The 25,882-nt window shown below is 38.0% G+C and carries 25 protein-coding genes; 11 read left to right on the forward strand and 14 right to left on the reverse strand.

Features of this window, described 5'->3' with window-relative positions:
• Positions 1 to 194 precede the first annotated feature (194 nt).
• Both BGO88_RS04955 and BGO88_RS04960 read right to left on the reverse strand, forming a co-directional pair.
• Positions 195 to 3,635 carry a methylmalonyl-CoA mutase family protein gene (locus BGO88_RS04955; protein WP_056070153.1) on the reverse strand — a complete coding sequence of 1,147 codons (3,441 nt, stop codon included), beginning with the start codon at positions 3,633 to 3,635 and terminating at the stop codon, positions 195 to 197.
• A gap of 236 nt (positions 3,636 to 3,871) precedes the next feature.
• The gene (locus BGO88_RS04960) at positions 3,872 to 5,353 is read right to left on the reverse strand and encodes a catalase (protein WP_286706152.1); all 1,482 of its coding nucleotides are present in this window, start codon (positions 5,351 to 5,353) and stop codon (positions 3,872 to 3,874) included.
• Between the two features lie 167 nt (positions 5,354 to 5,520).
• Between BGO88_RS04960 and BGO88_RS04965 the strand changes: the two genes are divergently transcribed.
• Positions 5,521 to 6,276 carry a DUF4197 domain-containing protein gene (locus BGO88_RS04965; protein WP_286706153.1) on the forward strand — a complete coding sequence of 252 codons (756 nt, stop codon included), beginning with the start codon at positions 5,521 to 5,523 and terminating at the stop codon, positions 6,274 to 6,276.
• Positions 6,277 to 6,486: 210 nt separating this feature from the next.
• Here BGO88_RS04965 and BGO88_RS04970 read toward each other — a convergent pair whose 3' ends face one another.
• Genes BGO88_RS04970 through prfA form a run of 4 tightly spaced genes read right to left on the reverse strand, consistent with a single transcriptional unit; the run spans position 6,487 to position 9,636 of the window.
• Positions 6,487 to 7,293 (reverse strand): ABC transporter substrate-binding protein, encoded by an 807-nt coding sequence (locus tag BGO88_RS04970; protein WP_101471673.1) that lies wholly within the window; start codon positions 7,291 to 7,293, stop codon positions 6,487 to 6,489.
• Positions 7,294 to 7,296: 3 nt separating this feature from the next.
• The gene (locus BGO88_RS04975) at positions 7,297 to 7,686 is read right to left on the reverse strand and encodes a DoxX family protein (protein WP_286706154.1); all 390 of its coding nucleotides are present in this window, start codon (positions 7,684 to 7,686) and stop codon (positions 7,297 to 7,299) included.
• A 5-nt stretch (positions 7,687 to 7,691) separates the two neighbouring features.
• Complete coding sequence (gene pyrF / locus BGO88_RS04980) at positions 7,692 to 8,504, reverse strand: orotidine-5'-phosphate decarboxylase (RefSeq protein ID WP_286706155.1); 813 nt, start codon at positions 8,502 to 8,504, stop codon at positions 7,692 to 7,694.
• A 55-nt stretch (positions 8,505 to 8,559) separates the two neighbouring features.
• Positions 8,560 to 9,636, reverse strand: coding sequence for a peptide chain release factor 1 (gene prfA / locus BGO88_RS04985; RefSeq protein ID WP_056070137.1), 1,077 nt, complete (start codon positions 9,634 to 9,636; stop codon positions 8,560 to 8,562).
• Positions 9,637 to 9,981: 345 nt separating this feature from the next.
• Between prfA and BGO88_RS04990 the strand changes: the two genes are divergently transcribed.
• The 5 genes from BGO88_RS04990 (at position 9,982) to BGO88_RS05010 (ending at position 12,973) form a co-directional block, all read left to right on the forward strand.
• A complete protein-coding gene (locus BGO88_RS04990; protein ID WP_286706156.1) occupies positions 9,982 to 10,476 on the forward strand; it encodes an SRPBCC family protein in 495 nt (164 codons plus the stop codon).
• Between the two features lies 1 nt (position 10,477).
• On the forward strand, positions 10,478 to 11,284 hold the full coding sequence (locus BGO88_RS04995) for a DUF6597 domain-containing transcriptional factor (protein ID WP_286706157.1): 807 nt from the start codon (positions 10,478 to 10,480) through the stop codon (positions 11,282 to 11,284).
• A gap of 71 nt (positions 11,285 to 11,355) precedes the next feature.
• Positions 11,356 to 11,871, forward strand: coding sequence for a DUF6265 family protein (locus BGO88_RS05000; RefSeq protein ID WP_101471668.1), 516 nt, complete (start codon positions 11,356 to 11,358; stop codon positions 11,869 to 11,871).
• A 34-nt stretch (positions 11,872 to 11,905) separates the two neighbouring features.
• The gene (locus BGO88_RS05005) at positions 11,906 to 12,337 is read left to right on the forward strand and encodes a VOC family protein (RefSeq protein WP_056070127.1); all 432 of its coding nucleotides are present in this window, start codon (positions 11,906 to 11,908) and stop codon (positions 12,335 to 12,337) included.
• An 87-nt stretch (positions 12,338 to 12,424) separates the two neighbouring features.
• The gene (locus BGO88_RS05010; RefSeq protein ID WP_056070125.1) at positions 12,425 to 12,973 is read left to right on the forward strand and encodes a PepSY-associated TM helix domain-containing protein; all 549 of its coding nucleotides are present in this window, start codon (positions 12,425 to 12,427) and stop codon (positions 12,971 to 12,973) included.
• 53 nt (positions 12,974 to 13,026) lie between these two features.
• Here the strand turns inward: BGO88_RS05010 and BGO88_RS05015 are convergent, their stop codons facing one another.
• Both BGO88_RS05015 and def read right to left on the reverse strand, forming a co-directional pair.
• Positions 13,027 to 13,461 (reverse strand): DUF5606 family protein, encoded by a 435-nt coding sequence (locus BGO88_RS05015; RefSeq protein WP_056070122.1) that lies wholly within the window; start codon positions 13,459 to 13,461, stop codon positions 13,027 to 13,029.
• A 38-nt stretch (positions 13,462 to 13,499) separates the two neighbouring features.
• Positions 13,500 to 14,087 (reverse strand): peptide deformylase, encoded by a 588-nt coding sequence (gene def / locus BGO88_RS05020; RefSeq protein WP_056070119.1) that lies wholly within the window; start codon positions 14,085 to 14,087, stop codon positions 13,500 to 13,502.
• Between the two features lie 175 nt (positions 14,088 to 14,262).
• Here def and BGO88_RS05025 point away from each other — a divergent pair, with 175 nt between their 5' ends.
• Positions 14,263 to 16,485 carry an FUSC family protein gene (locus BGO88_RS05025; protein ID WP_273238473.1) on the forward strand — a complete coding sequence of 741 codons (2,223 nt, stop codon included), beginning with the start codon at positions 14,263 to 14,265 and terminating at the stop codon, positions 16,483 to 16,485.
• A gap of 48 nt (positions 16,486 to 16,533) precedes the next feature.
• On the opposite strand, the gene BGO88_RS05030 is transcribed toward BGO88_RS05025, so the two are convergent.
• The 4 genes from BGO88_RS05030 to BGO88_RS05045 all read right to left on the reverse strand — a co-directional run bounded on the left by BGO88_RS05030 (position 16,534) and on the right by BGO88_RS05045 (position 19,903).
• The gene (locus BGO88_RS05030) at positions 16,534 to 18,033 is read right to left on the reverse strand and encodes a malate:quinone oxidoreductase (protein WP_286706158.1); all 1,500 of its coding nucleotides are present in this window, start codon (positions 18,031 to 18,033) and stop codon (positions 16,534 to 16,536) included.
• A gap of 107 nt (positions 18,034 to 18,140) precedes the next feature.
• Positions 18,141 to 18,557, reverse strand: a complete 417-nt coding sequence (gene ruvX, locus BGO88_RS05035; protein WP_056070110.1) for a Holliday junction resolvase RuvX — start codon at positions 18,555 to 18,557, stop codon at positions 18,141 to 18,143.
• Between the two features lies 1 nt (position 18,558).
• Positions 18,559 to 19,062 carry a hypothetical protein gene (locus BGO88_RS05040; protein ID WP_286706159.1) on the reverse strand — a complete coding sequence of 168 codons (504 nt, stop codon included), beginning with the start codon at positions 19,060 to 19,062 and terminating at the stop codon, positions 18,559 to 18,561.
• Positions 19,063 to 19,165: 103 nt separating this feature from the next.
• On the reverse strand, positions 19,166 to 19,903 hold the full coding sequence (locus BGO88_RS05045; protein ID WP_286706160.1) for a class I SAM-dependent methyltransferase: 738 nt from the start codon (positions 19,901 to 19,903) through the stop codon (positions 19,166 to 19,168).
• Positions 19,904 to 20,020: 117 nt separating this feature from the next.
• Between BGO88_RS05045 and BGO88_RS05050 the strand changes: the two genes are divergently transcribed.
• Together BGO88_RS05050 and BGO88_RS05055 are read left to right on the forward strand one after the other, a co-directional pair.
• The gene (locus BGO88_RS05050; protein WP_056070100.1) at positions 20,021 to 20,836 is read left to right on the forward strand and encodes a 2,3,4,5-tetrahydropyridine-2,6-dicarboxylate N-succinyltransferase; all 816 of its coding nucleotides are present in this window, start codon (positions 20,021 to 20,023) and stop codon (positions 20,834 to 20,836) included.
• 92 nt (positions 20,837 to 20,928) lie between these two features.
• Positions 20,929 to 21,990 carry a glycosyltransferase family 9 protein gene (locus tag BGO88_RS05055; RefSeq protein WP_286706161.1) on the forward strand — a complete coding sequence of 354 codons (1,062 nt, stop codon included), beginning with the start codon at positions 20,929 to 20,931 and terminating at the stop codon, positions 21,988 to 21,990.
• Here the strand turns inward: BGO88_RS05055 and BGO88_RS05060 are convergent.
• Both BGO88_RS05060 and BGO88_RS05065 read right to left on the reverse strand, forming a co-directional pair.
• Positions 21,987 to 22,799: a glycosyltransferase family 2 protein gene (locus BGO88_RS05060; RefSeq protein ID WP_056070093.1), complete on the reverse strand. Its 813-nt coding sequence runs from the start codon at positions 22,797 to 22,799 to the stop codon at positions 21,987 to 21,989. The two genes, BGO88_RS05055 and BGO88_RS05060, sit on opposite strands and share 4 nt — an antisense overlap.
• Positions 22,800 to 22,821: 22 nt before the next feature.
• On the reverse strand, positions 22,822 to 23,580 hold the full coding sequence (locus BGO88_RS05065) for a lipopolysaccharide kinase InaA family protein (protein ID WP_286706162.1): 759 nt from the start codon (positions 23,578 to 23,580) through the stop codon (positions 22,822 to 22,824).
• A 110-nt stretch (positions 23,581 to 23,690) separates the two neighbouring features.
• On the opposite strand from BGO88_RS05065, the gene BGO88_RS05070 reads away from it, so the two are divergent.
• Both BGO88_RS05070 and BGO88_RS05075 read left to right on the forward strand, forming a co-directional pair.
• Positions 23,691 to 24,542, forward strand: coding sequence for a glycosyltransferase (locus tag BGO88_RS05070; RefSeq protein WP_277015404.1), 852 nt, complete (start codon positions 23,691 to 23,693; stop codon positions 24,540 to 24,542).
• Positions 24,543 to 24,928: 386 nt separating this feature from the next.
• A complete protein-coding gene (locus BGO88_RS05075) occupies positions 24,929 to 25,882 on the forward strand; it encodes a WaaS/CpsH family glycosyltransferase (protein WP_286706163.1) in 954 nt (317 codons plus the stop codon).

Here is a 25,882-nt window from a genome sequence, read left to right on the forward strand (position 1 = left end):
TGGAACGAAACTAGGCATTCAATAAGGTCAAAAAAACAAGTAATAGACCAATGACGTTTTTAATCTACCAATGATGGAAAAGTGGATAGTTGGCAGTGGACAGTGGACAGTGGACAGTGGATAGTGGGTAGTGGTGGTTAATAAAAAAAGACCTTCGATGAAGGTCTTTTTTTTGGCAATTATGTGATATGTTCTTACATATTTCTTCTGTATTGTCCACCTACTTCAAACAATGAAGCAGTGATTTCGCCTAATGAACACACTTTGGTTGCTTCCATAAGCTGTTCAAAAATATTCTGGTTATTGATGGCTACATCCTGAATGATAGCCAACTGTTCTTTCATTTTATCACCGTAGGCTTTGTGCAGGTTTTCCAGAGTGTGAATCTGGAATTGTTTTTCTTCTTCACTGGCACGGATAACTTCGGCAGGAATAACCGTTGGCGAACCTTTGGAACTCAGGAAAGTATTCACGCCAATAATAGGGAACTCCCCAGTATGTTTCAGTGTTTCGTAATACATACTTTCTTCCTGAATTTTAGAACGCTGGTACATGGTTTCCATAGCTCCCAATACTCCTCCTCTTTCTGTAATCCTGTCAAATTCCTGCAATACAGCTTCTTCTACAAGGTCAGTCAATTCTTCGATAATAAAAGAACCCTGTATCGGATTTTCGTTTTTAGCCAAACCAAGTTCCTTGTTTATAATCAGCTGGATTGCCATGGCACGACGCACCGATTCTTCAGTTGGCGTGGTGATAGCTTCATCGTATGCATTGGTATGCAATGAGTTACAGTTATCATAAATAGCATACAATGCCTGTAATGTAGTACGGATATCGTTAAAATCAATTTCCTGAGCGTGCAGTGAACGGCCTGATGTCTGGATATGGTATTTCAACATCTGTGCTCTTTCGTTGGCACCGTATTTATTTTTAAGTGCTTTCGCCCAAATCTTTCTGGCTACACGTCCAATTACGGCATATTCCGGGTCAATTCCATTCGAGAAGAAGAACGAAAGGTTCGGACCAAAATCGTTGATGTCCATACCACGGCTCAAGTAGTATTCTACATAGGTAAATCCGTTAGCAAGCGTGAATGCCAATTGTGTGATAGGGTTGGCTCCGGCTTCTGCAATGTGGTATCCTGAAATAGATACCGAGTAGAAGTTACGTACATTTTTGGCAATGAAATATTCCTGTACGTCACCCATTAACCTTAACGCAAATTCTGTCGAAAAGATACAGGTATTTTGTGCCTGATCTTCTTTTAGGATATCTGCCTGAACGGTTCCACGTACTTGTGATAAAGTTCTAACCTTGATCTGCTCATAGACATCTTTTGGCAATACCTGATCGCCGGTTACTCCTAAAAGCATCAGTCCCAAACCATCATTCCCTTCAGGAAGTGTTCCGTTATAACGCGGTCTTTCTATATTTTTCTTTTTATAGATTTCGGCTATGATTGCTTCTACTTCATCCTCCAGATTATTTTCCTTGATGTAGATTTCGCATTGTTGGTCTATTGCAGCATTCATAAAGAATCCCAACAACATCGGAGCCGGACCATTAATGGTCATACTCACCGAAGTCAGCGGATGTGCCAGATTGAATCCTGAATATAATTTTTTGGCATCGTCCAAACAGCAGATAGATACTCCTGCATTACCGATTTTTCCGTAGATATCCGGTCTTAGGTGCGGGTCATTTCCATATAATGTTACACTGTCAAAAGCAGTAGAAAGTCTTTTTGCCGGAAGCCCTGCGCTCACATAGTGGAAACGCTTATTAGTTCTTTCAGGTCCGCCTTCTCCGGCAAACATCCTTGACGGGTCTTCTCCTTCGCGTTTGAACGGATATAATCCTGAAGTGAACGGAAACTCACCCGGCACATTTTCCTGCAGGCACCATCTTAGAATATCGCCCCATGCCTCATACTTCGGCAAGGCTACTTTCGGTATCTGCGAATGTGATAAGGATTCCGTGTGTGTGGCTATCTTTATTTCCTTGTCACGTACTTTAAAAGTGTAGACAGGATTTTTGTATTTGTTTACTTTTTCATCCCAGGTAAAGATAATTTCCCAATTATACGGGTCCAAATCCATCTTTACTTTGTCAAACTGGTTGAGCAAAAGGTTTAGGAAGATTCTGGTTTCGTTGTGTTCTTCTACTGCGCTTGGCAAAACAGAATCATCATTTATTCCGGCTTTTGTCAATTCCGGAGTTTTACCTGAAACCGATTCAATAGTTTTGAAAATACCGTATAATTTTTGTGCTACCTGCTGTTGTGTCAAAGCAACTGCATCGTATTTTCTGTTGTTTTCTGCAATTTCAGATAAATAGCGCGTCCTGTGCGGCGGAATGACAAAGATTTTTTCACTCATTTCACGCGTAATCTCAAATGTGGATTTAAGATCGGCTTCTGTCTTTTCAACAATCTTGTCCATGATTGCCTTGTAAAGCGTATTCATGCCCGGATCATTGAATTGGGAAGCAATGGTTCCAAATACCGGAAGATCGTCCGGATTGGCATCCCAAAGATTATGGTTTCTCTGGTATTGCTTTTTAACATCACGCAAGGCATCCAGCGAACCTCTCTTATCAAATTTATTAATCGCTACAAGGTCAGCAAAATCAAGCATGTCGATTTTTTCTAACTGCGTAGCGGCTCCAAATTCAGGAGTCATCACATAGAGCGAAACATCGGAATGGTCCATGATTTCGGTATCTGACTGTCCAATTCCCGAAGTCTCCAATATGATAATATCGTATTTAGCGGCTTTGAGTACCTGAATGGCTTCTGCAACATATTTGGACAAAGCCAGGTTGGACTGTCTTGTTGCCAAAGAACGCATATAAACACGTGGATTGTTGATGGCATTCATACGAATCCTGTCTCCTAAAAGTGCTCCGCCTGTTTTACGTTTTGAAGGGTCAACCGAAATCAAACCGATTGTTTTTTCCGGAAAGTCAATTAAAAATCTTCTGACCAATTCATCAACCAAAGATGATTTACCGGCTCCACCTGTTCCTGTAATACCCAGAACCGGAATTTTGCTGGTTTCATTTTGTTTGTGTATCGCATCAAGGGTTTCTTTTGCAATTTCAGGAAAATTTTCTGCTGAAGAAATAAGACGGGCAATTGCAGTTGGGTTCTTCTCTTCCAAATGTTTGGCCTCTCCGTTTAGCTTGTCGCCAATCGGAAAATCAGATTTCTGAACAAGGTCATTAATCATTCCCTGCAGTCCTAATTCACGTCCGTCATCCGGCGCATAGATTCGCGTAATTCCATACTCCTGCAATTCTTTTATTTCATCCGGCAGGATAACTCCGCCTCCTCCACCGAAAATTCGGATATGGCCTGCTCCTTTTTGGTTAAGCAGATCATACATGTATTTAAAATATTCATTATGCCCACCCTGATAAGAGGTCATGGCAATGGCATTGGCATCTTCCTGAATGGCTGTATTTACAACTTCTTCAACGCTCCTATCATGTCCTAAATGGATTACCTCGACTCCTGTCGACTGGATAATGCGTCGCATAATATTAATGGCAGCATCGTGTCCGTCGAAAAGTGCTGCTGCTGTTACAATTCTTACTTTATTTTTAGGAATATAAGGTTTGGCTTGTTCCATTTTGAAATATATGTCTTTTTAAGGTCGGCAATTTACGAAATTCCTAAAAATTTCGAAGTGTTTATTAAGTATTTTAACTGAACAACGTTTCCGCACCCTGGCAGGGTTTAAAACCCTGCCAGGGTGCGGAAACGTTAAAAAAAGAAAGCCCTTCCGGTAGAAAATTACCGAAAGGGCCCAGGGGGTCAAAACTCTAAAATATTGACTTATCTGTAAAATCCTGTTTATTAGGATTCTTATTTCATCATGTCCGGATCGACTTCAACTCCCAATCCTTGCGCAATTCCCATTCCTAATCGCGGATCGGCCCGGAACCAATGGCAAAGCTGGCGGTTAATGATTTCCATTCTTTTTGGCCCTTCAATGCCTGACATTGCCCCCACTACATTGCTAATCAGATTCTTTTGCTGTTCCGGTTCCAATAAGCGGAAAAGATTACCCGGCTGTGTGTAATGATCGTTTTCACCTTCGGCATTGCGGTCATACCAACCCGCTACATTACTTTCCAATGCCCATGCAGGTTCTTTATACGATTGGTCAACAACAATATTGTCAAAACTGTTTGGGAAATAATTTGGAGCGCTGCCTCCGTTTCCATCAATACGCATCTGTCCGTCTCTTTGATAATTGTTAGTAGCAAACGGACATCTGTTTACCGGAATTTGCTCATAATTGGCACCCAATCTGTAACGATGCGCATCCGGATAGGAAAGCAATCTTCCCTGCAACATCTTATCTGGCGAATATCCTATTCCATCCACGACGTGCGCCGGAGCAAAAGCGGCCTGTTCTACATCCTGAAAATAGTTTTCGGGATTTTTGTTAAGTTCGATAACACCAACGTCAATTAGTGGATAATCGGCATGAGGCCAGACTTTTGTAAGGTCGAACGGATTAATATGGTAGGTTCTTGACTCTGCTTCGGTCATCACCTGAATTTTCATGTCCCAACGCGGAAAGTTGCCCTTATCAATATTTTCAACCAGGTCTCTCTGAGCAAAATCCATGTCTTTTGATTTCATTTCTGCTGCTTCGGCATCCGTAAAATTTTTAATACCCTGTTTGGTAAGCATATGGAACTTTACATAGAATCGTTCGTTATCCTTATTGATAAAAGAAAAAGTATGGCTTCCAAATCCGTGCATATGGCGGTAACCGTATGGAGTTCCTCTGTCAGACATTAATATCGCAACCTGATGCAAACTTTCCGGATTCAACGACCAGAAATCCCACATCATGGTAGGCGACTTCAAGTTAGTATAAGGATCACGTTTTTGGGTATGGATAAAGTCTCCGAATTTTTTCGGGTCCTTGATAAAAAATACAGGCGTATTGTTTCCTACCAAATCCCAATTTCCATCTTCGGTATAAAATTTCAATGCAAATCCTCTTGGATCTCTTTCCGTATCTGCCGAACCTCTTTCACCTCCAACAGTAGAAAAACGGAGCAGAAGTTTTGTTTCTTTTCCTATATGTGAAAAGATTTTTGCCTTGGTATATTTCGTAATATCGTGTGTTACAGTAAAAGTTCCGAAAGCTGCCGATCCTTTTGCGTGTACAACCCTTTCCGGAATACGCTCCCGGTTAAAATGAGCCATTTTTTCATGCAGGATAAAATCCTGAAGCAAAAGAGGTCCTCTGGGTCCTACTGATTGGGAATCTTCGTTTTCGGCATAAGGCTTTCCTGAGGCTGTGGTGAGTTTGTTGTGTTCTTTCATAATTTTTATTATTTGTTGTTAGTACCTAATTATCAGTTTGTTTTCCTCAAATTTAAACAATCCTTTTCGATAAACAAAATTGATTGTTTTTATATTTTAATAATTTTTAACTATATTGCTAAACGGTATGATGTTTGATTATCTTTGAATCGAAAAACTTTACTCTCATGAAAAGATTATTACTAGTGGCGTTTTTAGTACCTGCAACCTGCTTTGCACAATTGGATGGATTTATCAAAAAGGCAACCGAAAAGGTACAATCGAAAACAGAAAAAACACAAACTAAAACAAGTTCTAAAAAAACCGGCAGCCTATTGGGAAGCACCGATATTAGTGCCGGACTAAAAGAAGCACTTCAAAAAGGAATTTCGGAACAGGTAACCAAACTGACGGCTGTGGACGGATTTTATAAAAATGAAGCCGTAAAAATTCTCTTCCCGGAAGAATTACAGAAAGTGGACAAGACTTTACGTTCTATGGGATTGTCAAGCCTGGCTGACGAAGGAATTAAAGTATTGAATCGTGCGGCTGAAGATGCCGTAAAAGAAGCAACTCCTATTTTTGTAAGTGCCATTAAAAACATGAAGTTTGCCGATGCAAAAAACATTCTTTTAGGCAATGAAGATGCCGCAACGACTTATCTACAAGGTGCAACTTCTACCGAACTCTACACAAAATTCAATCCTGTTGTAAAAACATCATTGAGCAATGTAGGTGCTGATAAGGTATGGGAAGGTATCATTAAAAAATACAATACGATTCCTTTGGTCGCAAAAGTGAATCCTGACCTTAACGACTATGTGACTGATAAAGCTATGGAAGGTGTGTTTAAGATGATTTCTGTGGAGGAGAAAAAAATTCGTACCGATATTGGAGCCCGTACTTCTCCACTACTAAAAAAGGTGTTTGCCATGCAGGATTAAGAGGAACAAACAGACCCTTAAAAAATTAGTAATCAATAACATATAAATAACATTGCCTTAACACATACGCTCCAAAAAAAGTTGGACATTTGCAGAGAGATTAATGGTTTTCTCATTTGGTTAGGGTTAGTTAGAAAAAAAATGCCAGTGTTTTTAGGAACACTGGCTTTTTTATTATATCAGCTGACAGTTATAGTTTCTGATAATAGATTATAAATTAGAATGCAGCTTTTTAAAATAATCAAAGGCTTTTGCCATTCGGCTTCCGTACCAGGAAAACATCTCACCATCAACAAAAACGGTCTTGGCGTGATGTGTAAAACGTCCCAATTCAAAAGCATGCTCATCTTTGAAAGGAAAAGGTTCTGAGGATAGCAAAATCAAATCCGGATCACCTTGTATTCTCATTTTTTGAATCACAATTTCAGGATACCGGCCTTCATATTTTGGATGATTATCATAAATATTGACAAACTTGTTAAGCTTTAGCATTTCATTGATAAAATTATCGCCTCCCGCTACCATATAAGGATTAGCCCAAATAAAATAGGCTACTTTTTGCTCTTCTTTGTCTTTGATAAAATTTTGAAAATCGGTTAAGGCAAATTGTATTTTGTCAATCCACTTCTGAGCTTCCGTCCGCTTATTAAATAATTGTCCAAAATCTGAAATCATCTGCAGACTGTCCTCAATAGTAAGGATATTGGTGACCCAAACCGGACAGATTTTACGCAATTCTTCTACAATTTCCTCCGTATTTTCTTCTTTGTTGGCGATAATAATATCGGGCTGTAACAGCTTTATCTTTTCATAATGCACCTTTTTAGTTCCTCCGATAATCTTTTTGGTTGATTTCAGATGGTAAGGATGAATGCAAAATTTGGTAATTCCCACAAGATTTTCTTCCAGTCCCAAATCAAACAGCAACTCTGTTTGTGATGGTACGAGGGAAATTATTCTTTTGGGAACCGATTCAAAAGTATGCGAATTGCCCAATTGGTCGCTGTACGTTTTCAATGGTTATTTTTTTGAAAGTTTACTATTTATTCCTTCCGGGAACATAATTGCCAAAAGCACAAAAATAAGAAGGAAGTTAAATTCAACGCCGTTTCTTCCGCCGCCAACCACAAACCAGCCTTCCGGATAATGAACCATGATAATGCCCATAATCAAAACGAAGATAGTAACGATAGAAGCAATCTTGACATATTTATTCAGCAAAAGCAATACCGCTACAACTACGTGTGACAGCTTAATCAACCAGGCCAGTAAAACTCCATAAGGAGCAAATCCGACCGTATTCAGATATAAGGTTCCAAACTCATGGATCCCATTATTGAACATTCCAGGCACACTATGCATAATGAGGATAAAGGCGACTGCAAAGCGAAGAATAAAAGTCCTGTCCATAGCAACTATTTTAGAATTTGTTCCATTTCCTGTTGCATTTTAAGGGCCTCTTCCCTGGCCTTTTCTGAAAAATCCTGCTGTTGTGAAGCATAAATGATTCCTCTTGACGAATTGATGAGCAATCCAACATTTTCAGACATTCCGTATTTGCAGACTTCCGAAAGGCTTCCGCCCTGCGCACCTACTCCGGGAACCAGCAAAAAGCTTGTCGGGATTATTTTTCGTATTTCGGTAAAATATTCTGCTTTGGTAGCTCCAACAACATACATCAGGTTTTCGGAATTTTTCCACTGTTTTGACGTTTCGATAACCTGCTTGTAAAGCTCTTTCCCTTCAACTGATTTTGTCTGGAAGTCGAAAGCACCCTCATTGGAAGTCAGCGCCAAAAGTATTGTAAACTTATCTTTCACAGCCAGAAATGGTTCAACAGAATCTTTGCCCATATAAGGTGCCACTGTAACCGAATCAAAAGCCATGTCTTCTAAAAAAGCCTTGGCATACATAGAAGAAGTATTCCCAATATCACCACGCTTGGCATCGGCTATTGTAAAAATTTCCGGATGTTTCTCGTTGATATAACGGATTGTCTTTTCGAGTGAAATCCATCCTTTGATTCCATAGGCTTCATAAAAAGCTGTATTAGGCTTATAGGCCACAGCCAGATCATGAGTAGCATCGATAATAGCCTTATTGAATTCAAAAATCGGGTCTTCCGTATTGAGCAGATGTTGGGGAATTTTATTCAAATCAACATCCAATCCAATGCAAAGGAAGGATTTTTTTTGGTGGATTTGTTCGGTTAGTTGTTGTGTTGTCATGGTGTTGTGTAGTTGGTCTTATAAAAAAAGCCCCAATAATGAGGCTTGTTTATTTTTAGAATACTTCGCTGGCTTCTTTTAATTTTTCTGTATTGCTAACCAGCTGAAGCTCGTCAACAATCTTATGGATATCTCCGTTCATGATGTTTCCTAAATCGTATAACGTCAATCCAATTCTGTGGTCGGTTACACGACCCTGTGCATAGTTATACGTACGGATTTTTGCAGAACGGTCTCCTGAACTTACCTGAGAGCTACGTTTTTGAGCATCTTCTTCCTGTTTTTTAGCCAATTCCTGCTCATACAAACGGGAACGCAAAACGGTAAATGCTTTATCCTTATTCTTATGCTGTGACTTTTCATCCTGACACTGGGCTACCAATCCTGTTGGAATGTGCGTCAAACGAACAGCAGATTTTGTCGTGTTTACTGACTGTCCACCAGGTCCTGACGAACAGAAAAAATCAATACGAACGTCATTCATGTCAATCTGAACGTCAAATTCTTCCGCTTCTGGCAAAACCATTACAGTTGCTGCAGAAGTATGCACACGTCCCTGAGTTTCAGTCTGTGGCACACGCTGTACACGGTGTACACCTGCTTCAAATTTTAAAGTTCCGTAAACGTCTTCACCGGTAACCTCAAAAATAATTTCTTTGAAACCTCCGGAAGTTCCTTCGTTCATATCCACAACCGACGTTCTCCAACCTTTGCTTTCGCAATATTTGGTATACATTCGGAACAAATCACCTGCAAAAATACTGGCTTCATCCCCACCGGTTCCGGCACGGATTTCAACCATGACGTTTTTCGCATCTTCCGGGTCTTTCGGGATTAGCAAAAATTTGATTTCTTCCTCCAATTCCGGCAATCTCTGCTTGGCCTCATCCAACTGCATTTTTGCCATTTCGGTCATTTCCGGGTCACTACCGTCAGCAATAATTTCATTTGCCTCATCAATATTGCCCATTATATTTACATACTCGTCACGCTTTTCTACAAGCGCTTTCAAGTCTTTGTATTCTTTGTTTAATTGGATATAGCGCTTTTGGTCGGCAATGACATCCGGCTGGATAATCAAATCCGAAATCTCGTCAAAACGCTGTTTTACAATCTGCAATCTATCTAACATCTTTTCTTCCTTATGTAATTGGAGTGCAAATTTACAAAAAAATTGTTTACGTTCCATCGGGCTTGAGATTGAGTTTTTATGACTGTCATGAAGTTTATACCAAACAAAGAAAAGCCGGTTTTCTTACGGTTCATTTCATTGTTTTTAGGCCACGGATTATCACAGATTAAAACAATTATGTGGATTTTAGAAGTCTAAACCACACCGGCAATGTCAATAATTTGTTCTTAAAAACTTTGCGGCTCTACGCCTTTGCGAGCAACTATTTCACACAAAATCGCAAAGCAAGTTTTCTGATAAACAATTGAGTTTTTTTTACTTACTTTAGTCTTTAAAAACTCTTGTATGGAAAATTTCGACTGGACAAAATTCACCAGAAAAATTGCAATAAAATCTAGCCTTTCAACACTTTACAATGCCTGGGCCACATCTTCAGAAATTGAAAAATGGTTTTTGAGCAATGCTTCCTATTTTGACCCAAATGGCAAACAGCTCGATTCGAAAACAGCCGTCGAAAAAGATGCCACTTATGAATGGCGATGGTTTTTGTATGACGATGTCGAAAAAGGAAAAATTACCGAGGCCAACGGCACTGATTATTTGCAGTTTACTTTTGCCGGAAATTGTCTTGTCGATATTCTACTTACGCAAGAAGACGGCTATGTATTGGTGGAACTCACACAAAAAAACATTCCGACTGATGAAAATTCAAAAAGGAATATCCGTCTGGGATGCCATACGGGCTGGAGTTTTTATCTGGTTAATCTGAAATCAGTATATGAAGGTGGCCTGGACTTGAGAAATAAAAACGAAAACACTTATCCAATGGTAAATAATTAAGATGAACTACCATGTTTTTTCACCAAATGACAGGCTGTCAAAATACATCCGCTGTTATTGGAGCCTCGACAATCTTGATGATTTGGAACCGCATTCAAGAGAACGTATTTTTCCTGACGGCTGTATTGAACTGATTTTTAATCATGGCGACCTGTTTGTCACCTACACTAAAAACGGAGCCGAAACGCAACCAAAAAACTTTATACACGGTCAGCTAAAAAAATTCATTGAAGTACAGGGAATCGGCAAAGTTGGTATTTTCAGCATCCGGTTTCAACCCGCCGGATTACAGCCTTTTATTGATTTTCCTGTCAGCAATTTGACCGGAATTTTTGTGGAGCTATCAAAAATCTGGGAAGACAGCAGTTCCTTGGAAGAACAAATGGGTTGTTGCCAGAATAATGAAGAACGCATTCGGGTTATCGAAAATTTCCTTGAGAACCATCTCAAAAATACCACCGACACGGATGCAATTGAAAGTTGTGTCAATGAAATCATCCTATCCGAAGGAATGATTTCAATAGAAAAACTGACAGCTAATCTAAAAACCGGGCAACGTCACCTGGAACGTAAATTTCTTTCCAACGTAGGATTGAGCCTGAAATTATTTTCAAGAATCATACGATTCAATCATGCTTTACAGCTCATTGAAAACAAAGATTTTAGAAATTTTACCAATGTAGCCTATGACGGCGGTTTTTACGACCAGGCCCATTTCATAAAAGACTTCACATATTTTACAGGCTTGAATCCGAAAAAATACTTTTCGGAAAATCTTGAAATGGCAAAATATTTCAATTTAGAATAGAAAGTCGTTTTTTTACAATTTTATCAATCGATATTGATTCATATTTGTTTGCTGTAAACTAAATCAATCTTATGAAAAAAACTATTTATGCACTGGCTGTTTTGGCAACTTTAGGAATCACTTCCTGTAAAGAAGCCCATGATTCAAAGCTTCCTCCCGTTGAAGCTACTCCAAAAACTTATGCCGAAATCAAAAAAGCCGATTGGTTTTTAGGACGTTGGGAGAATAATTCCAAAGAAGGCAATCTTTCTGAGATATGGACCAAAGAAAATGATTCTACTTTTCACGGAGAAAGCTATTTTGTCATTGGTAAGGACACCGTTTTTGGAGAAAGCGTAAAACTTTGGCAAAAAGAAAATCAATTGATTTATGAAGTATCAGTAAGAAATCAAAATAATGAAAAGCCTGTAGAATTTGCCCTGACAAACTCTTCTGACAAACAACTTATTTTCGAGAACCCGAAACACGATTACCCAAACAAGATTACTTACAACCAAATTACAAAAGACAGCATCGTAGCTGAAATTTCCGGAATGAAAGACGGAAAAACGAAATCGGAACAATTTGCAATGAAAAAAGTTCAGTAAGTTTGAACAAACAAAAACAATAAAACAATCTAACATGGCACAAGTAAATCCTTATCTTACTTTTAATGGAAACTGTGAAGCAGCATTCCTATTTTACAAATCCGTATTTGGCGGAGAATTTACCTATATCGGAAAGTTTAAAGATATGCCTTCTGAACAACCGCTTCCAGCCGGAACAGAAGATTTGATTATGCACGTTTCATTGCCAATCAGCAAAGAAACAATACTCATGGGAAGTGATACGAGTGAGGCTTTCGGACAACAGCCTGTTACTGCAGGAACGAATTTTTCAGTTTCCATCAATACAGAAAGCGAAGACGAAGCTAAAAAACTTTTCGACGGACTTTCCAATGGCGGAAAAGTAACCATGCCTTTGGAAAAAACTTTCTGGGGCGCTTTATTTGGAATGTTTGTTGACAAATTCGGTATCCTCTGGATGGTGAATTACGATTATGAGCAGAAATAAAAACCTTAAGCCCCGCCAAAACGGGGGCTTTTTTTTGCCCTGTGCTGGAAAAAGTGAACTATATTTGCGCCATCTTTTAAAAACAACATGAAGCAACAAAAAATAAGAGGCCTGCATCGTGATTTAGGCTATTTTTACATTGGATTGATTATTTCTTTTGCCTTTTCCGGAATATTGATGAATCACAGAGATAGCTGGCATCCGGAAAAATATACCGTTGAAACAAAAAACATTGAAGTAAAGCTACCGCCAGAAGAACTGATTAGCGAAAAATATGCTGAATCCTTAGGAAAAGAACACGGCATTGATGATAAAATCAGACGCCATTCCATCAAAAAAGGAACTTTGAAGATTTCATTTGAAAACCACGATGTGGAAATTGATATGAAAACAGGAAAAGGAGAAATTGTCGCTTTCAAAAAAACACCAATCATCAGCCATGCTATGAAACTACACAAAAACACTTCAGAATGGTGGATTTATTATTCTGATATTTTTGGTATTTCATTAATTGTAATTGCGGTTACCGGTGCCCTGATGATTCCTTATGGAAAATTTACCTTTAAGAAAAGAGGCTGGAAACTCGCTATAGCCGGCATTGTGTTCCCGCTATTGTTTCTCTTCTTATTGAGCTAAAATAAAAAACCTCGTTTATTTCTAAACGAGGTTTTTTATTTTTTGATGAAGAATTAGTTTGAATTTTCTTCTGTTACTTCTTCCTTAACTTTTGGTGCAGGAGCTTCTTTTGAAACCAGGCCTTTTGCCTGAAGCATATTGTACCAGTTCAAAACTTTTTTGATATCTGACGGATATACTCTGTCCTGATCATAGTCCGGTAAGATTTCAAGAAAATAAGCAGCCAATTTAGCATTGTCTTCTTTATGAGATAAGGCAGGTCCGTTATCTTCTTTTACAGCAATAGCTCTCATTACTTCAACCAACGGTTTTTCCTGCTCATTTGTATAAATAGAAATTTCTGAAAGCAGGCTGACATTGCTTCTCAAACCAACCGTAATTTTCTTTCCGTCAAGTAATGATTCGGCAACAAAACCGGTACGGGTTTGAAGTTTAAGTGCATATAAGCCCGGCTTGCCAGAAATGGCCAATATTTTGTCTAAATTCATTTTAAAGATATTTTATAATTGAAATTAATTTGTTCTTCTTATCTGCCTTTTTTGGCAACAAACTTCATTTTATAATCCGGACGTGTTTTTCCGTCCATAATGTTTTGAAGTTTTTTCTTTATTAACTGTTTTTTTAGTGAAGATATTTTATCTGTGAATAAAATTCCTTCGATATGGTCGTATTCATGCTGAATTACCCTTGCAATCAATCCGTCAAATTCTTCCGTTTTCTTATTGAAATCTTCATCAAAATATTCAATGGTGATTCTTTCATTTCGGTACACATCTTCACGGACTTCCGGAATGCTCAGGCATCCTTCATTAAATCCCCATTCTTCCCCTTCTTCCTTAAGCATTTTTGGGTTGATGAAGGTTCTTTTAAAGTTTTTCAGTTCTTCACGCTCTTTTTCCTCTAAATCTTCATCATCACTAAACGGTTCCGTGTCAATAACAAATAGTCGAAGGCTAAGTCCTACCTGAGGCGCTGCCAGACCTACTCCATAAGCATTATACATCGTCTCATACATGTCTGCAATCGCTTGCTTCAGGTTAGGATAATCCTGTGGCACTTCCTCACCTACTTTTCTTAAAACCGGATCGCCATATCCTATAATTGGTAAAATCATTTCTTTCGTATTGAATTATAAAGAATTAGCAGAATCTCTGCAAAATCAGAGGGCAAAAATAGTGAAAAAAGATTATAGACGGTAATCTTTTAATAACATCAAAAGCATTAAATCTTTATTTTTTTAATTCCGAAAATGTTTATCAATTCCTATCTTTGCTAGTAACCGCTTCGCAATGATTCAGAAAGTCCGAAATTTTACCGATAGTACCAATTTTTCCAATGCCTTAAAAGTGACATTGGCCGCTGCTATTCCGGTGCTTTTGTTCTCTTATACAGGTAATTTTGAAATTGGTTTCAATATTGCCTTAGGTGCTTTTTTGACCTATCCGAGCGATATTCCCAGCAACAGAAAACACCGAATAAATGGTATTCTGGTTGCTGCCCTGATTGTAGCGGGAAACAATCTGGTCGTTAACCTGCTCTATCCGCAACCCTGGATATTGTATCCGGCTATGGCGGCTATGATTTTCTTTTTCTCCATGATTTCGGTTTATGGACAACGTGCGACTCAGGTTTCATTTTCAGCCCTCTTATCTATCTGCCTTGCTTTTGGCCACATACACGATGGATGGGAAATGCTCCAATATTCAGGACTAATGTTTGTTGGCGGTCTGTTTTACCTTCTCATATCCCTGACATTTAATTACATCAGACCGCACCGTTATATCGAACTTCAGGTTGCCGAATGCTTGCGACTGACTTCAAAGTATATGAAATTGCGTGGTGATTTATGGAAGATTGATTCACCCCGCGAAAAAATTATCGAAAAGCAGCTATACCTTCAGGTAGAATTAAACACAATCCATGAAAACCTAAGGGAAATTTTAATACGAAACCGCAGCCATTCCAACGGTACTTCAGACCAGACCCGAAAGATGACCCTGGTTTTTATTTCACTGCTTGAAATTCTGGAATTGGCACTATCGACCTCATTTGACCATAATAAACTGCATCAAAAATTTGCAGACCATCCAAAAGTCCTGGCTACCTATCAGCACCTGGCCTACAACCTTGCTTCTACTTTAAAAGCAATTTTTAAAAGCCTCGAGAACCGAAAAAAATATGTACCGAAGCATTCGCTGCTAAAAGACCTTGAAGCGCTCGAAAAAGTAATTTCAGACTACGAACAGGAATTGGGAAAGGAAAAAGCTTCCGAAGGCGTTTGGATGCTTTCCAACATGCTGCATTATGCGGAAAAGCAGATTGAAAAAATTAAGATTGTGGAGCGTGCCTTCATGCCAAACTTCAACACGAACGATTATAAAGGAAGAGACAAGAATCTTGACAAATTACTGACTCCACAATATTATCCGTGGAGCACATTCCGTGAAAACCTGAGTTTTTCGTCAACCATATTTCGCCATTCGTTACGGCTGACGGCCACAATCATGCTTGCGTTTTTGTTAGGAAGCCTTTTCCCTTTTCAAAATGTATATTGGATATTGCTGACTATAGTAGTTATCATGCGTCCGGGCTACGGATTGACCAAAGAGCGTTCGTTCCACAGGATTATCGGAACCGTGGTCGGCGGACTCATTGCTTTTGCCCTACTGCTGTTTATCCATAATCACATTATCATTGGTGCCTTAGCTATTACTTCGATGATTTTAGGCTTTACATTTACCTCGATAAATTATAAAGTAGGCGCTACTTTTGTAACCATTTATGTTGTTTTTGTTTACGGAATCATTACCCCAAATATTAACGATGTCATCCAATACCGTATTCTGGATACTGTGGTAGGGGCAGGCCTTGCCTTTTTGGCCAATTATTTCTTCTGGCCATCATGGGAATTTATGAGCCAGCCTATTTATATTAAAAAATCCATTGAAGCCAATCGTGATTATCTCAACGAGATTTCTATTTTTTACAACAACAAAGGAGAAGTGACAACCTCATACCGAATCGCGCGAAAAAATGCCTTCATTGAAGTCGGTAACCTGATGGCCTCGTTTCAACGTATGACCCAGGAACCCAAATCCAAACAGAAACAGGTGCAGCAGGTTTACAAACTTGCCGTCTTAAACCACACATTGCTTTCTTCATTGGCTTCTTTAGGAACTTATATACAGACGCATAAAACATCGACGGCATCTGAAGCTTTCAATGTAGTTGTCCAAACGGTAATCAAAAATCTGAATTATGCCATCACTTTTGCTGATTTAGAGGTTTCCGGCACTTTGGCACAAACCGAAACAAATGAAGATCTGGCCATGCGCTTTACCGAATTAAAGAATATGCGTGCCAAGGAATTAAAGGAAGCGCATCTTTCTGAGGATGAAGAATTCCAGCTTAAAATGCAGGAAGCCCAATTGGTTATCGAACAACTGGTATGGCTGACCAATCTTTCTGAAAGTATTGTCAAAGCGGCCAAGCTGCTGCATCAGACCAAATAAAAAGCCTGAAACAATTGCTTCAGGCTTCTTTGTATAATTTCTATTTATTTACAACGTATCTAATTTCAAGACTTTAGCAGAATGTTCCCTCACCTGCTGAAGCAGAGATTCATTATCGTTTAATGAGATTCCATAAGATGGAACCATTTCTTTTAACTTTTCCTGCCATGCTGTTGACTTTTCATGTTCAGAAAAACATCTTTGAATCAGGTCAAGCATAATCGAAACTGCGGTTGAAGCTCCCGGAGACGCACCTAGCAAAACGGCTAACGAACCATCACCCGCTGTTACTACTTCTGTTCCAAATTCCAATACTCCTCCCCCATTCTCGCCTTTTTTGATAACCTGTACGCGTTGGCCTGCAGTTTCTAAAACCCAGTCTTCCATCCTGGCGTCCGGAAGGTATTCTTTCAAGGCTTGGAGCCTATCTTCCGGTGACTGACGCACCTGGTCAATCAGATATTTTGTCAAAGGCAGGTTATGGAATCCGGCTGAAAGCATCGGAATCAGGTTATTCGGTTTTATAGAAAGCGGCAAGTCCAAATACGAGCCATTTTTCAGGAATTTAGTAGAAAAGCCTGCATAAGGCCCAAACAATAAAGCTTTTTTACCATCAATCATACGGGTATCGATATGCGGAACTGACATTGGCGGAGCACCTACAGAAGCCTTACCGTAAACTTTGGCATTGTGTTTTGCGATTATATCTTCATTGACACATTTCAACCATTGACCGCTTACAGGAAAACCTCCAAAACCATCACCTTCCGGAATACCTGCTTTTTCAAGTAACGGTAATGAACCACCTCCGGCTCCAATAAAAACAAAACGTGTAATGATTTTGGTTTTATCGCCTGTCTCCAGATTTTTCACCTTAATCTGCCATCTTCCATCTTCACCTTTTTTCAGACTTTTCACTTCATGATGGAACTTCATGCTAACACCTTCTAATGTTTTAAGGTAATTAAAAATACTTCGGGTGAGTTCACCAAAATTCACATCGGTACCAATTTTCATTGAAGTAGCCGCAATAACTGATTTTGGATTCCTGCCTTCCATAACCAATGGCATCCACGAACGTATTTTATCTTTATCTTCTGAATATTCCATTCCCTTGAAAAGACTGTATTGCTGAAGCGCGTCATATCTTTTTTTCAGGAAATCCACATTTTCTTCACCCCAAACAAAACTCATATGCGGGATACTCTTGATAAAATTTTCAGGATTGGAGATAAGATTTTTTTCAACCAGATAGGCCCAAAACTGCTTCGAAACTTCAAAAGATTCTGCAATCTTTACAGCTTTTTTGGTATCGATTTCTCCACCTGCAAGCTCCGGAGTATAATTGAGCTCGCAAAATGCAGAGTGACCTGTTCCCGCATTATTCCATGCATCAGAACTTTCGGCCGCAGCCATGTCCAGTCGCTCGTAAATTTCAATTTTAATATTGGGATTCAGTTCTTTAAGCAATAAACCTAAAGTAGCGCTCATGATTCCGGCGCCAATTAGAACCACATCCGTTTCTGTTCTTAAAGTTGTAGTTGCCATCACAAAAATTTTTGTCGTGCAAAGATACTTTGAAAGAAACAAAAAACTTTGTTATTTATATCTATTTTAAATTACAAACAGGTTTTTTAATAAAATAAAAATAAAATCTAGAATTTTTTTCTGGATAAGTAATCCTGAAGCATAATCGTTGCCGAAATCTCATCAATCAGCGCTTTATTTTGACGTTGTTTCTTTTTTAACCCACTATCAATCATGGTCTGGAACGCCATTTTTGATGTAAAACGCTCATCAACCCTTTCAAATGGTAGGTCTGGAAAATTATTTTTAAATTTTTCCACAAAAGCTTCAATCAGTTTGGCACTTTCTGATGGTGTGTAATCCATCTGTTTAGGCTCTCCAATCAAAACCCTTTCTACTTTTTCCTTAGCAAAGTAATCTTTAAGAAAAGTAATAGCAGTTTCTGAAGGAATAGTTGTTAGTCCGGAAGCAATAATCTGCATTTCGTCTGTAACGGCAATTCCGGTTCGTTTTAGTCCGTAATCTATGGCTAGTATTCTTGGCATTTTAACTTTTCTTATTTTCTGAAATTATTTTCTTAAGCCTTCTTAATTCACCATTCATATTAAAACAGTCTACAATTGCAGATTTATTTGAAAAACTATATAATCCACACTTAAAACAAATCTTTGCCATTCCTGTTTCTTCCTTATTCATTTTAAAAATAAAGATATCTCTGTAAATAGGGTCGCAAGCGGCAATAAAAAATTGGTCACATCTCTTTTCTGCAAAAATCTGCGTTCTCAGCTCATCGTAATACTTAGGATTGATAGCAGTATTTTCTACTTTATCAACAGATTTAATGGCTTCTTTGAACTTTATTTTTTCTTCTTTAGTTTCCGGGCAAGGCTCTCTTAATAAAAATTCAAATATTTTACCTTTTTCAGAAATTGTATCTGCTAAAATCAAATCATAATATTCATTCTCGTCAATTGGAATCTGATAATGTATTACTTCATCAAAATCAAAAAAGGGCTTGTTTTGGGTTATCTTTTTATTAATATCTTCCATAGATTCATAAGACGAACTTTCCTCTTTCTTGCAGGAAATTATCAAGAAAACCAATAACAACGGAATCAATATTTTCATAAATCAAAAATTAGGCTGCGTAAAATTACATTTTTAATTTCCCTAATCTCAAAAGCATCGGAAAAACAACTGTTTTATTTCCTGCTTCCCATGAAATCTCCAATTTCTTGCGAATCAAATCGATTGGATTTTCGTTGTTATGCGCTTTATAATGTTCTACCGCTGACCATGTTTCCAAATAACCTACCAACTGTTCGAAAGTCCACGTAAATTTATTCTGGAAACGAAGCGTTTCCAATTCTTCAAATGGAAAAGGAATCGTTTGATAATTCTCATCCAGGTATTTTCGTTCAGCATCCCAAAACGGACCTACAATATTGTAATAAAAATCAGAAAGTATTTTATCTGATTCCTCGTTGGTGCTGAAAAGCCCATAACCAACTACTGCGAAGATTCCGTTGGGTTTTAGTATGCGATATACTTCCGCATAAAACTGGTCAAAATCAAACCAATGTATTGCCTGGGCTACTGTAATCAGGTCAAATTGCTTGTCCAGAAAATCGGTTCTTTCTGCAGGAAGTTTTTTGTAAATTACATTTAATAATTGTTTGGCATGCTGCAATTGATTTTCGCTGATATCTGTAGCATATACGGTCTGGAAATATTCAGATAGCTTTTGGGCAATCTGCCCATTGCCTGTGGCCACGTCCAATGCCATTTCTCTCGATTCCGTAAACGAAACGATATGTTCAATAAGTTCCGGCGGATAAGAAGGTCTGAACTTAGAATACTCTGAGGCTTGATTTGAAAAATTATCTTTCATAGGAAATAGGGTGTCTTACAAATTTACGTAAAATCCGTTTATTCAACCCTGCCAGAGTTTGAAACTCTGGCAGGGTTGAAAACGAAAAAAACATATCTTTGCTGAAAATCAAATTTTATGAGCACTTTGCAGACAATTATAGAGCAGGCATGGGAAAATAGAGCCCTGCTTCAGGAAGAAAAAACAACCACAGCAATCCGCGAGGTTATCGAACTGCTAGACAGTGGAAAATTACGCGTAGCTGAACCAATTGCCGGTGGATGGCAAGTTAATGAATGGGTAAAGAAAGCAGTTGTAATGTACTTCCCTATTCAAAAAATGGAAACCCTTGAAGCAGGAATCTTTGAATATCATGACAAAATGCCTTTGAAAAAAGGCTATGCCGAAAAAGGAATTCGTGTTGTTCCTAATGCTGTAGCCCGTCATGGTGCTTATATTTCAAGCGGTGTAATCTTAATGCCAAGCTATGTCAATATTGGTGCTTATGTCGATGAAGGTACGATGGTCGATACCTGGGCTACCGTAGGTAGTTGTGCCCAGATTGGCAAGAACGTGCATTTGAGCGGTGGTGTAGGAATTGGCGGTGTTTTAGAGCCATTACAAGCTGCTCCCGTAATCATTGAAGATGGTGCTTTTATTGGTTCCAGATGTATTGTAGTTGAAGGTGTTCGCGTTGAAACAGAAGCAGTTCTTGGCGCTAATGTTTGTCTGACAGCTTCTACAAAAATTATAGATGTGACCGGTGATGAGCCTGTAGAAATGAAAGGTGTCGTGCCAGCACGTTCGGTTGTGATTCCGGGCAGTTATACTAAAAAATTCGCTGCAGGAGAATTTCAGGTTCCTTGCGCTTTAATTATCGGAAAAAGAAAACCTTCTACCGATTTGAAAACTTCTTTAAACAACGCACTGAGAGAATACGACGTAGCGGTATAATAATTAGGAATTGAGATTAGGAATTACGAACAACCTGTCTGGCATAAATGTTCGTAATTCCTAATTATTAATTTGTAATTCATACAATTTTCATGAAAAAGATACTTGTAATCCAGCAGAAAATGATAGGCGATGTTTTGGCCAGTTCTATTCTTTGCAACAACTTAAGGACTATTTATCCTGATGCACAGATTGACTACCTGATTTATCCTTTCACAAAGCCGGTGGTAGAAAACAATCCCAATATTGATAATTTGGTACTTTTCAAGGAAGAATTTCGCAAAAGCAAAAAAATGCTCCTGCGTTTTCTGGTTTCTATCCGAAAAGAGAAATACGATATTGTTGTTGATGCCTATGGAAAGCTGGAAAGCAATCTTGTTGTAGGAATGTCAGGCGCAAAGAAGAAAATCGGATTTCATAAGTCCTATACCAACTTTTTATATACGGACACGTTTAAGGAACTTTTAAAACCAAAAACTTCAGCCGGTCTGGCTATTGAAAACAGAATGCTGTTGCTACAGCCTTTTTCTTCGGGCATTCCGCTTGACAATCGCCCTAAAATTTTCCTGACAGAAGAAGAAATTAAAAACGGAAAAGATATCCTGATTCAAAACAATATCGATTTTTCAAAAAAAATCTATATGATTGGTGTTTTGGGTAGTGGTCATAATAAAACCTATCCTTTTCCTTATATGGCAAAGTTACTTGATGCCATAGTTGCCAAAACCAACGCTACGCTTCTGTTTAACTACATGCCATCACAGGCGGAACAGGCAAAAAAAATATTCGGACTGTGCCAGCCGGAAACACAAAAGAACATTAAGATTAACATTGTTCCGGGAAGCATTCGGGAATTTTTATCGATTACTTATCATTGCAATGCCCTGATTGGCAACGAAGGCGGGGCAGTAAATATGGCCAAGGCCCTATTCAAGCCTACATTCACAATATTTTCTACATGGATAAAAAAGGAAGCCTGGAATTCGTTTGAAGACGGCATACATTATGCTTCTGTTCATCTCAAAGATTTCAAACCGGAATTATATGGTAAAAAATCTGCAAAAGAAATGAAAAATCAGGCCATGAAACTGTACGAGTCTTTTACTCCGGAACTCATTCTGCCGGAACTCAACAGTTATCTGGAAAAAAATTAATTGGAATCAATCCCGATTGGCGTCCTGATAACCTTATTTTTTCGGGTATTTTCACGAATAGCAAAATTCTTTTTCCAGGTAGCTTCATTTACGTAGCCTCTTGCATGGTCCAGGTGAACTACGATGGCACTGTATCGAATCTGTTTTGATTTCAGCCCTTTGTTAAAAAGCCTTTCACCCAGTTCCCTGTCCTGTCCGCCATATTGCATTTCCTGGTTAAAGCCATTGATAGCAACCAAATCGTCTTTCCATCCGGAAGCATTATGTCCGTTCCAGGTTGCTTTTGTTGGCGTAATAAAATTCAGGAACTTTGCCCATAAACCGGTAGCAGAAAGTTTTGTGTTTTTAAATGACTTTTTAAGGCCTCGCCCAACAAGCCATTTTACATCAAAACAATTCTGGTGCAGGATATGATTTTTTGTGATAGCCTGCGAAATATTCATCGGAAGCATAAAATAGCCTCCGGAAAGAAAATAGCCTCTTTCACGATAATGAAGATGTGTTTCCACAAAATCTTTCCTCGGAATACAATCGCCGTCCGTAAAAATAAGATAATCTGTATTGGAAGCAACAATTGCCTTATTGAGTATTTGTGACTTTTGAAAACCGTTATCTTCCTGCCATACATGAATTAACGGCATTGAAAGTTGCGGTCTTAAAGTATCGAGCAATTCTTTGGTTTTAGGTTTTGACCCGTCATCTGCAATAATAATTTCAAAGTTGAGTTCAGTTTGCACACTAAATCCCCATATGACTTTTTCAAGCCATTCTTCAGAATTATAGGTACTCATTATTACGGATGCTTTCATAATCTATTTAAATGCAAAAAAATTATTTCCAGAAAAACAGTTTTTTCTTGAGCCGCTTCTTTCTATGAAACCTGTTTCTGAATGATTCCGTTTCAACAATCATCATTTGCAAAACCTCTTCATAAGGCCTGCCATAAAGCTTTGCATATTCGTCGCTCATTACTTCAACCAATTCTCTTTTGGGTGTGAGTTTGGATAAATTGACAATCCGCTGCTTCAAGGTCATGGACTTATGAAACTGCATTCTGTTCAGGTCAACCAAAAAGAAATTATAATTCCCTTCACCATTCTTTTTAATCAGTGTATTACCTGGCGTGTGGTCGAGAAATTCTATACCATTTTCATGTAAATTAAATGAAAAACGCACAAACTGCCTTAGTATGGTCTCGTGGTCAGGATAATTCAAATCTGTTGTCAATTCTCTAAACGTCAAATCTGCATTCAACTGTTCGCTGATGTAATAACTGTCGTAAAGAACATTTTTGAAATTTTCAAAATAAGCAATGGGCTGAGGGGTTCCTATTCCTTTTTCCAGCAAAATATTGGCAAACTCAAAAGAGCGTCTGGCTTTTGAACGCCTGAAAAATTTATAGGCTACCTGATTGATAAAATTAGGAATCTTGAACGATTTGACATTCAATGTAATCTCATCCAATTCAAAGAGCCTGATTTTGTTGCGCTTTCCGTCAACAAACAAAATACCTTTAGCCTCAAAATTAGCAATACAGTCCCGTATGGCTTCTTTCTGGTGTAGGAATTTTGGATTGTAAACTTCGTGCATTTATGCTTTTCTTATTTTGTTCACAAAAGTAACCATTTTCGATTTTAGAGTTCAAATAATTAATTTAATTTTACAAAAAAATTGCCGAAAGGTTAATTAGCACCCAATAAATGTTTAAACACTATCTAATTACTAGGTTTAATCTGAGAAATCCTGATTGGAACGTTACTAAAAATAACGAAACCTTACTGACCGACGAGTGGATGGAAGACAGAATGTGGCTCTTTGAGAACTTTTGTTTCCCATCTGTTGTGGCGCAAACCAATACGGATTTTAACTGGCTTCTATTTTTTGACACTACAACACCCGAAAAATATAAAAGTGCCATAACTAACCTGATTTCGGATAAGACAAACATCAAAGCCTTTTATATTGATGGTATGCCTGAATTTTATCCGGCTATCCAACAGTTTATTTCTGAAGATGCACAGAATGTTCCTTATTTGATTACTTCAAGAATTGACAATGACGATTGTATCCATAAAAATTTCATCAACGAAGTACAGCACAAATTTCAGTCACAGGAATATCAGGCTGTTGATGTTATCAAAGGCTATTCTCTACAGGTAAAACCCCGTTACATATTAGGTAAAAAAGAACATATTTTCAATCCTTTCATAAGCCTGATTGAAAAAAATGAAAACCCGAAAACTGTTTGGTTTAACGACCATACGTTGTGGAAAAAGGAAACCCGTATTACGCAGATTACAGACAAGCGTTTATGGATGTCAATCATTCATGAAAAAAACAAGGTGAATGAGTTTGACGGTTACGACAATGTAAAATGGGCGCATATCAATAAAGATTTTATTGTATCAGAGAAAATGAACAGCCTGATTGAAAAAGAACTTATTCCCTATAAAAACTGGATGTTCCTGAGTTTGAAAAACCGATTGTATGTAAAATTGGTTCTTTTAAGCAAAAAGATAAAAAAGGCATTGGGTGTTTATAAAATAAAATAATCTTGAGTCGAAATTCGACTTCTCTATCACAAGCATCTCACCTCCTAAGAATTTGTTTTCAAGTTTCAGTTTTAAGACTGTTATTTTGCTTTTTACTGTTTAAATTCTAATCTTAATTGGTAAATCCCCATTAAAAACACCTGCAAATTACTGATTATCAATTTAATTAAGATTTTCTTAACATATTGCACATATCGCTTGTTTCTTCCGTTTAAAAAAACTTATCTTTGCGGAAATCAAATTTTTTTACAAGCATTTTGCAAGTAATATTGAGAATTGAAGCAACCAACATTTCGGCAAAAGACAAAAACAAAAAGCAAAATCAGGTTTCCACTTTAAGAAATTATTTCGTAATTTCTTATTGCAAACCGATACAAAGGAGATAGATGAAAATTGCGTTGATTAGTTTTGACAATTGGGGTTTGAATGAAGGAATTGCTAAAGTCTTAAAACAGGACGGTCACACTGTGCACCATATTGATTTCCATAATTTTATATACAAATACCCAAGTTTTTATTATAAAATTTATAATGCTTTCCTGAAGGTCTTTTTCAGGAAAAATATCAAAAACATTTACTACGGAAAAGAAATCATCAAGCGCCTGGAGCAAATTGGTGAGAGGCAGGATTTGATTGTGACCATCAAGGGAGACTTCATTGACAAAAGCTATTTAAAGCAATTAAAAAAACATACGCGAAAGTCAATCGGTTTTTTTAATGACAGTGCTACACGTTGTCCAAAAATAAAGCGGGTTGCTTCTGCATTTGACCAGGCATTTTCTTTTGAAAAGGAAGACTGTCAAAAATTAGGCTTAAAGTTTGCTCCTAACTGGATTTATGAAGAGAACAAGAACAGCAGTAAAGGGCCGTTTGATTTTCAGGTTTTTAATATCTGTTCCAAAGACAAAAGACTTCCTGTTCTTTCAAAAATCATTTCTGAATTAAAGTCGAAGCAGATAAAACACAAGATTATTGTTTTGAGCAGAGACAAGGAATGCCCGAAGAGCGAAATCGAATTTTTCTTTGAAAGAATTACATTGGAAGAAGTCTCGAAATTTATCGAAAAATCCAGGGCCCTTTTAGACATCAAAAGAGATGGCCAATTTGGACTGACTTTCAGGATTTTTGAAAGTATCGGGTTAGAAAAGAAACTCATAACAACCAATCCTGATATTGTAAATTATGATTTCTACAATCCCAATAATATTTTGGTCATAGACGAAAAAAATCCGGTAATCCCTACCTCGTTCTTTGAAAGCGACTATGAAAAGCTTCCTGAAGAAATCTACCATAAATACACGATTAGAGGCTGGATTCAAAATGTTTTATTTCACAAATAG

The sequence above is a fragment of the Flavobacterium sp. 38-13 genome, assembly GCF_001899155.1.
GTDB lineage: Bacteria > Bacteroidota > Bacteroidia > Flavobacteriales > Flavobacteriaceae > Flavobacterium > Flavobacterium lindanitolerans.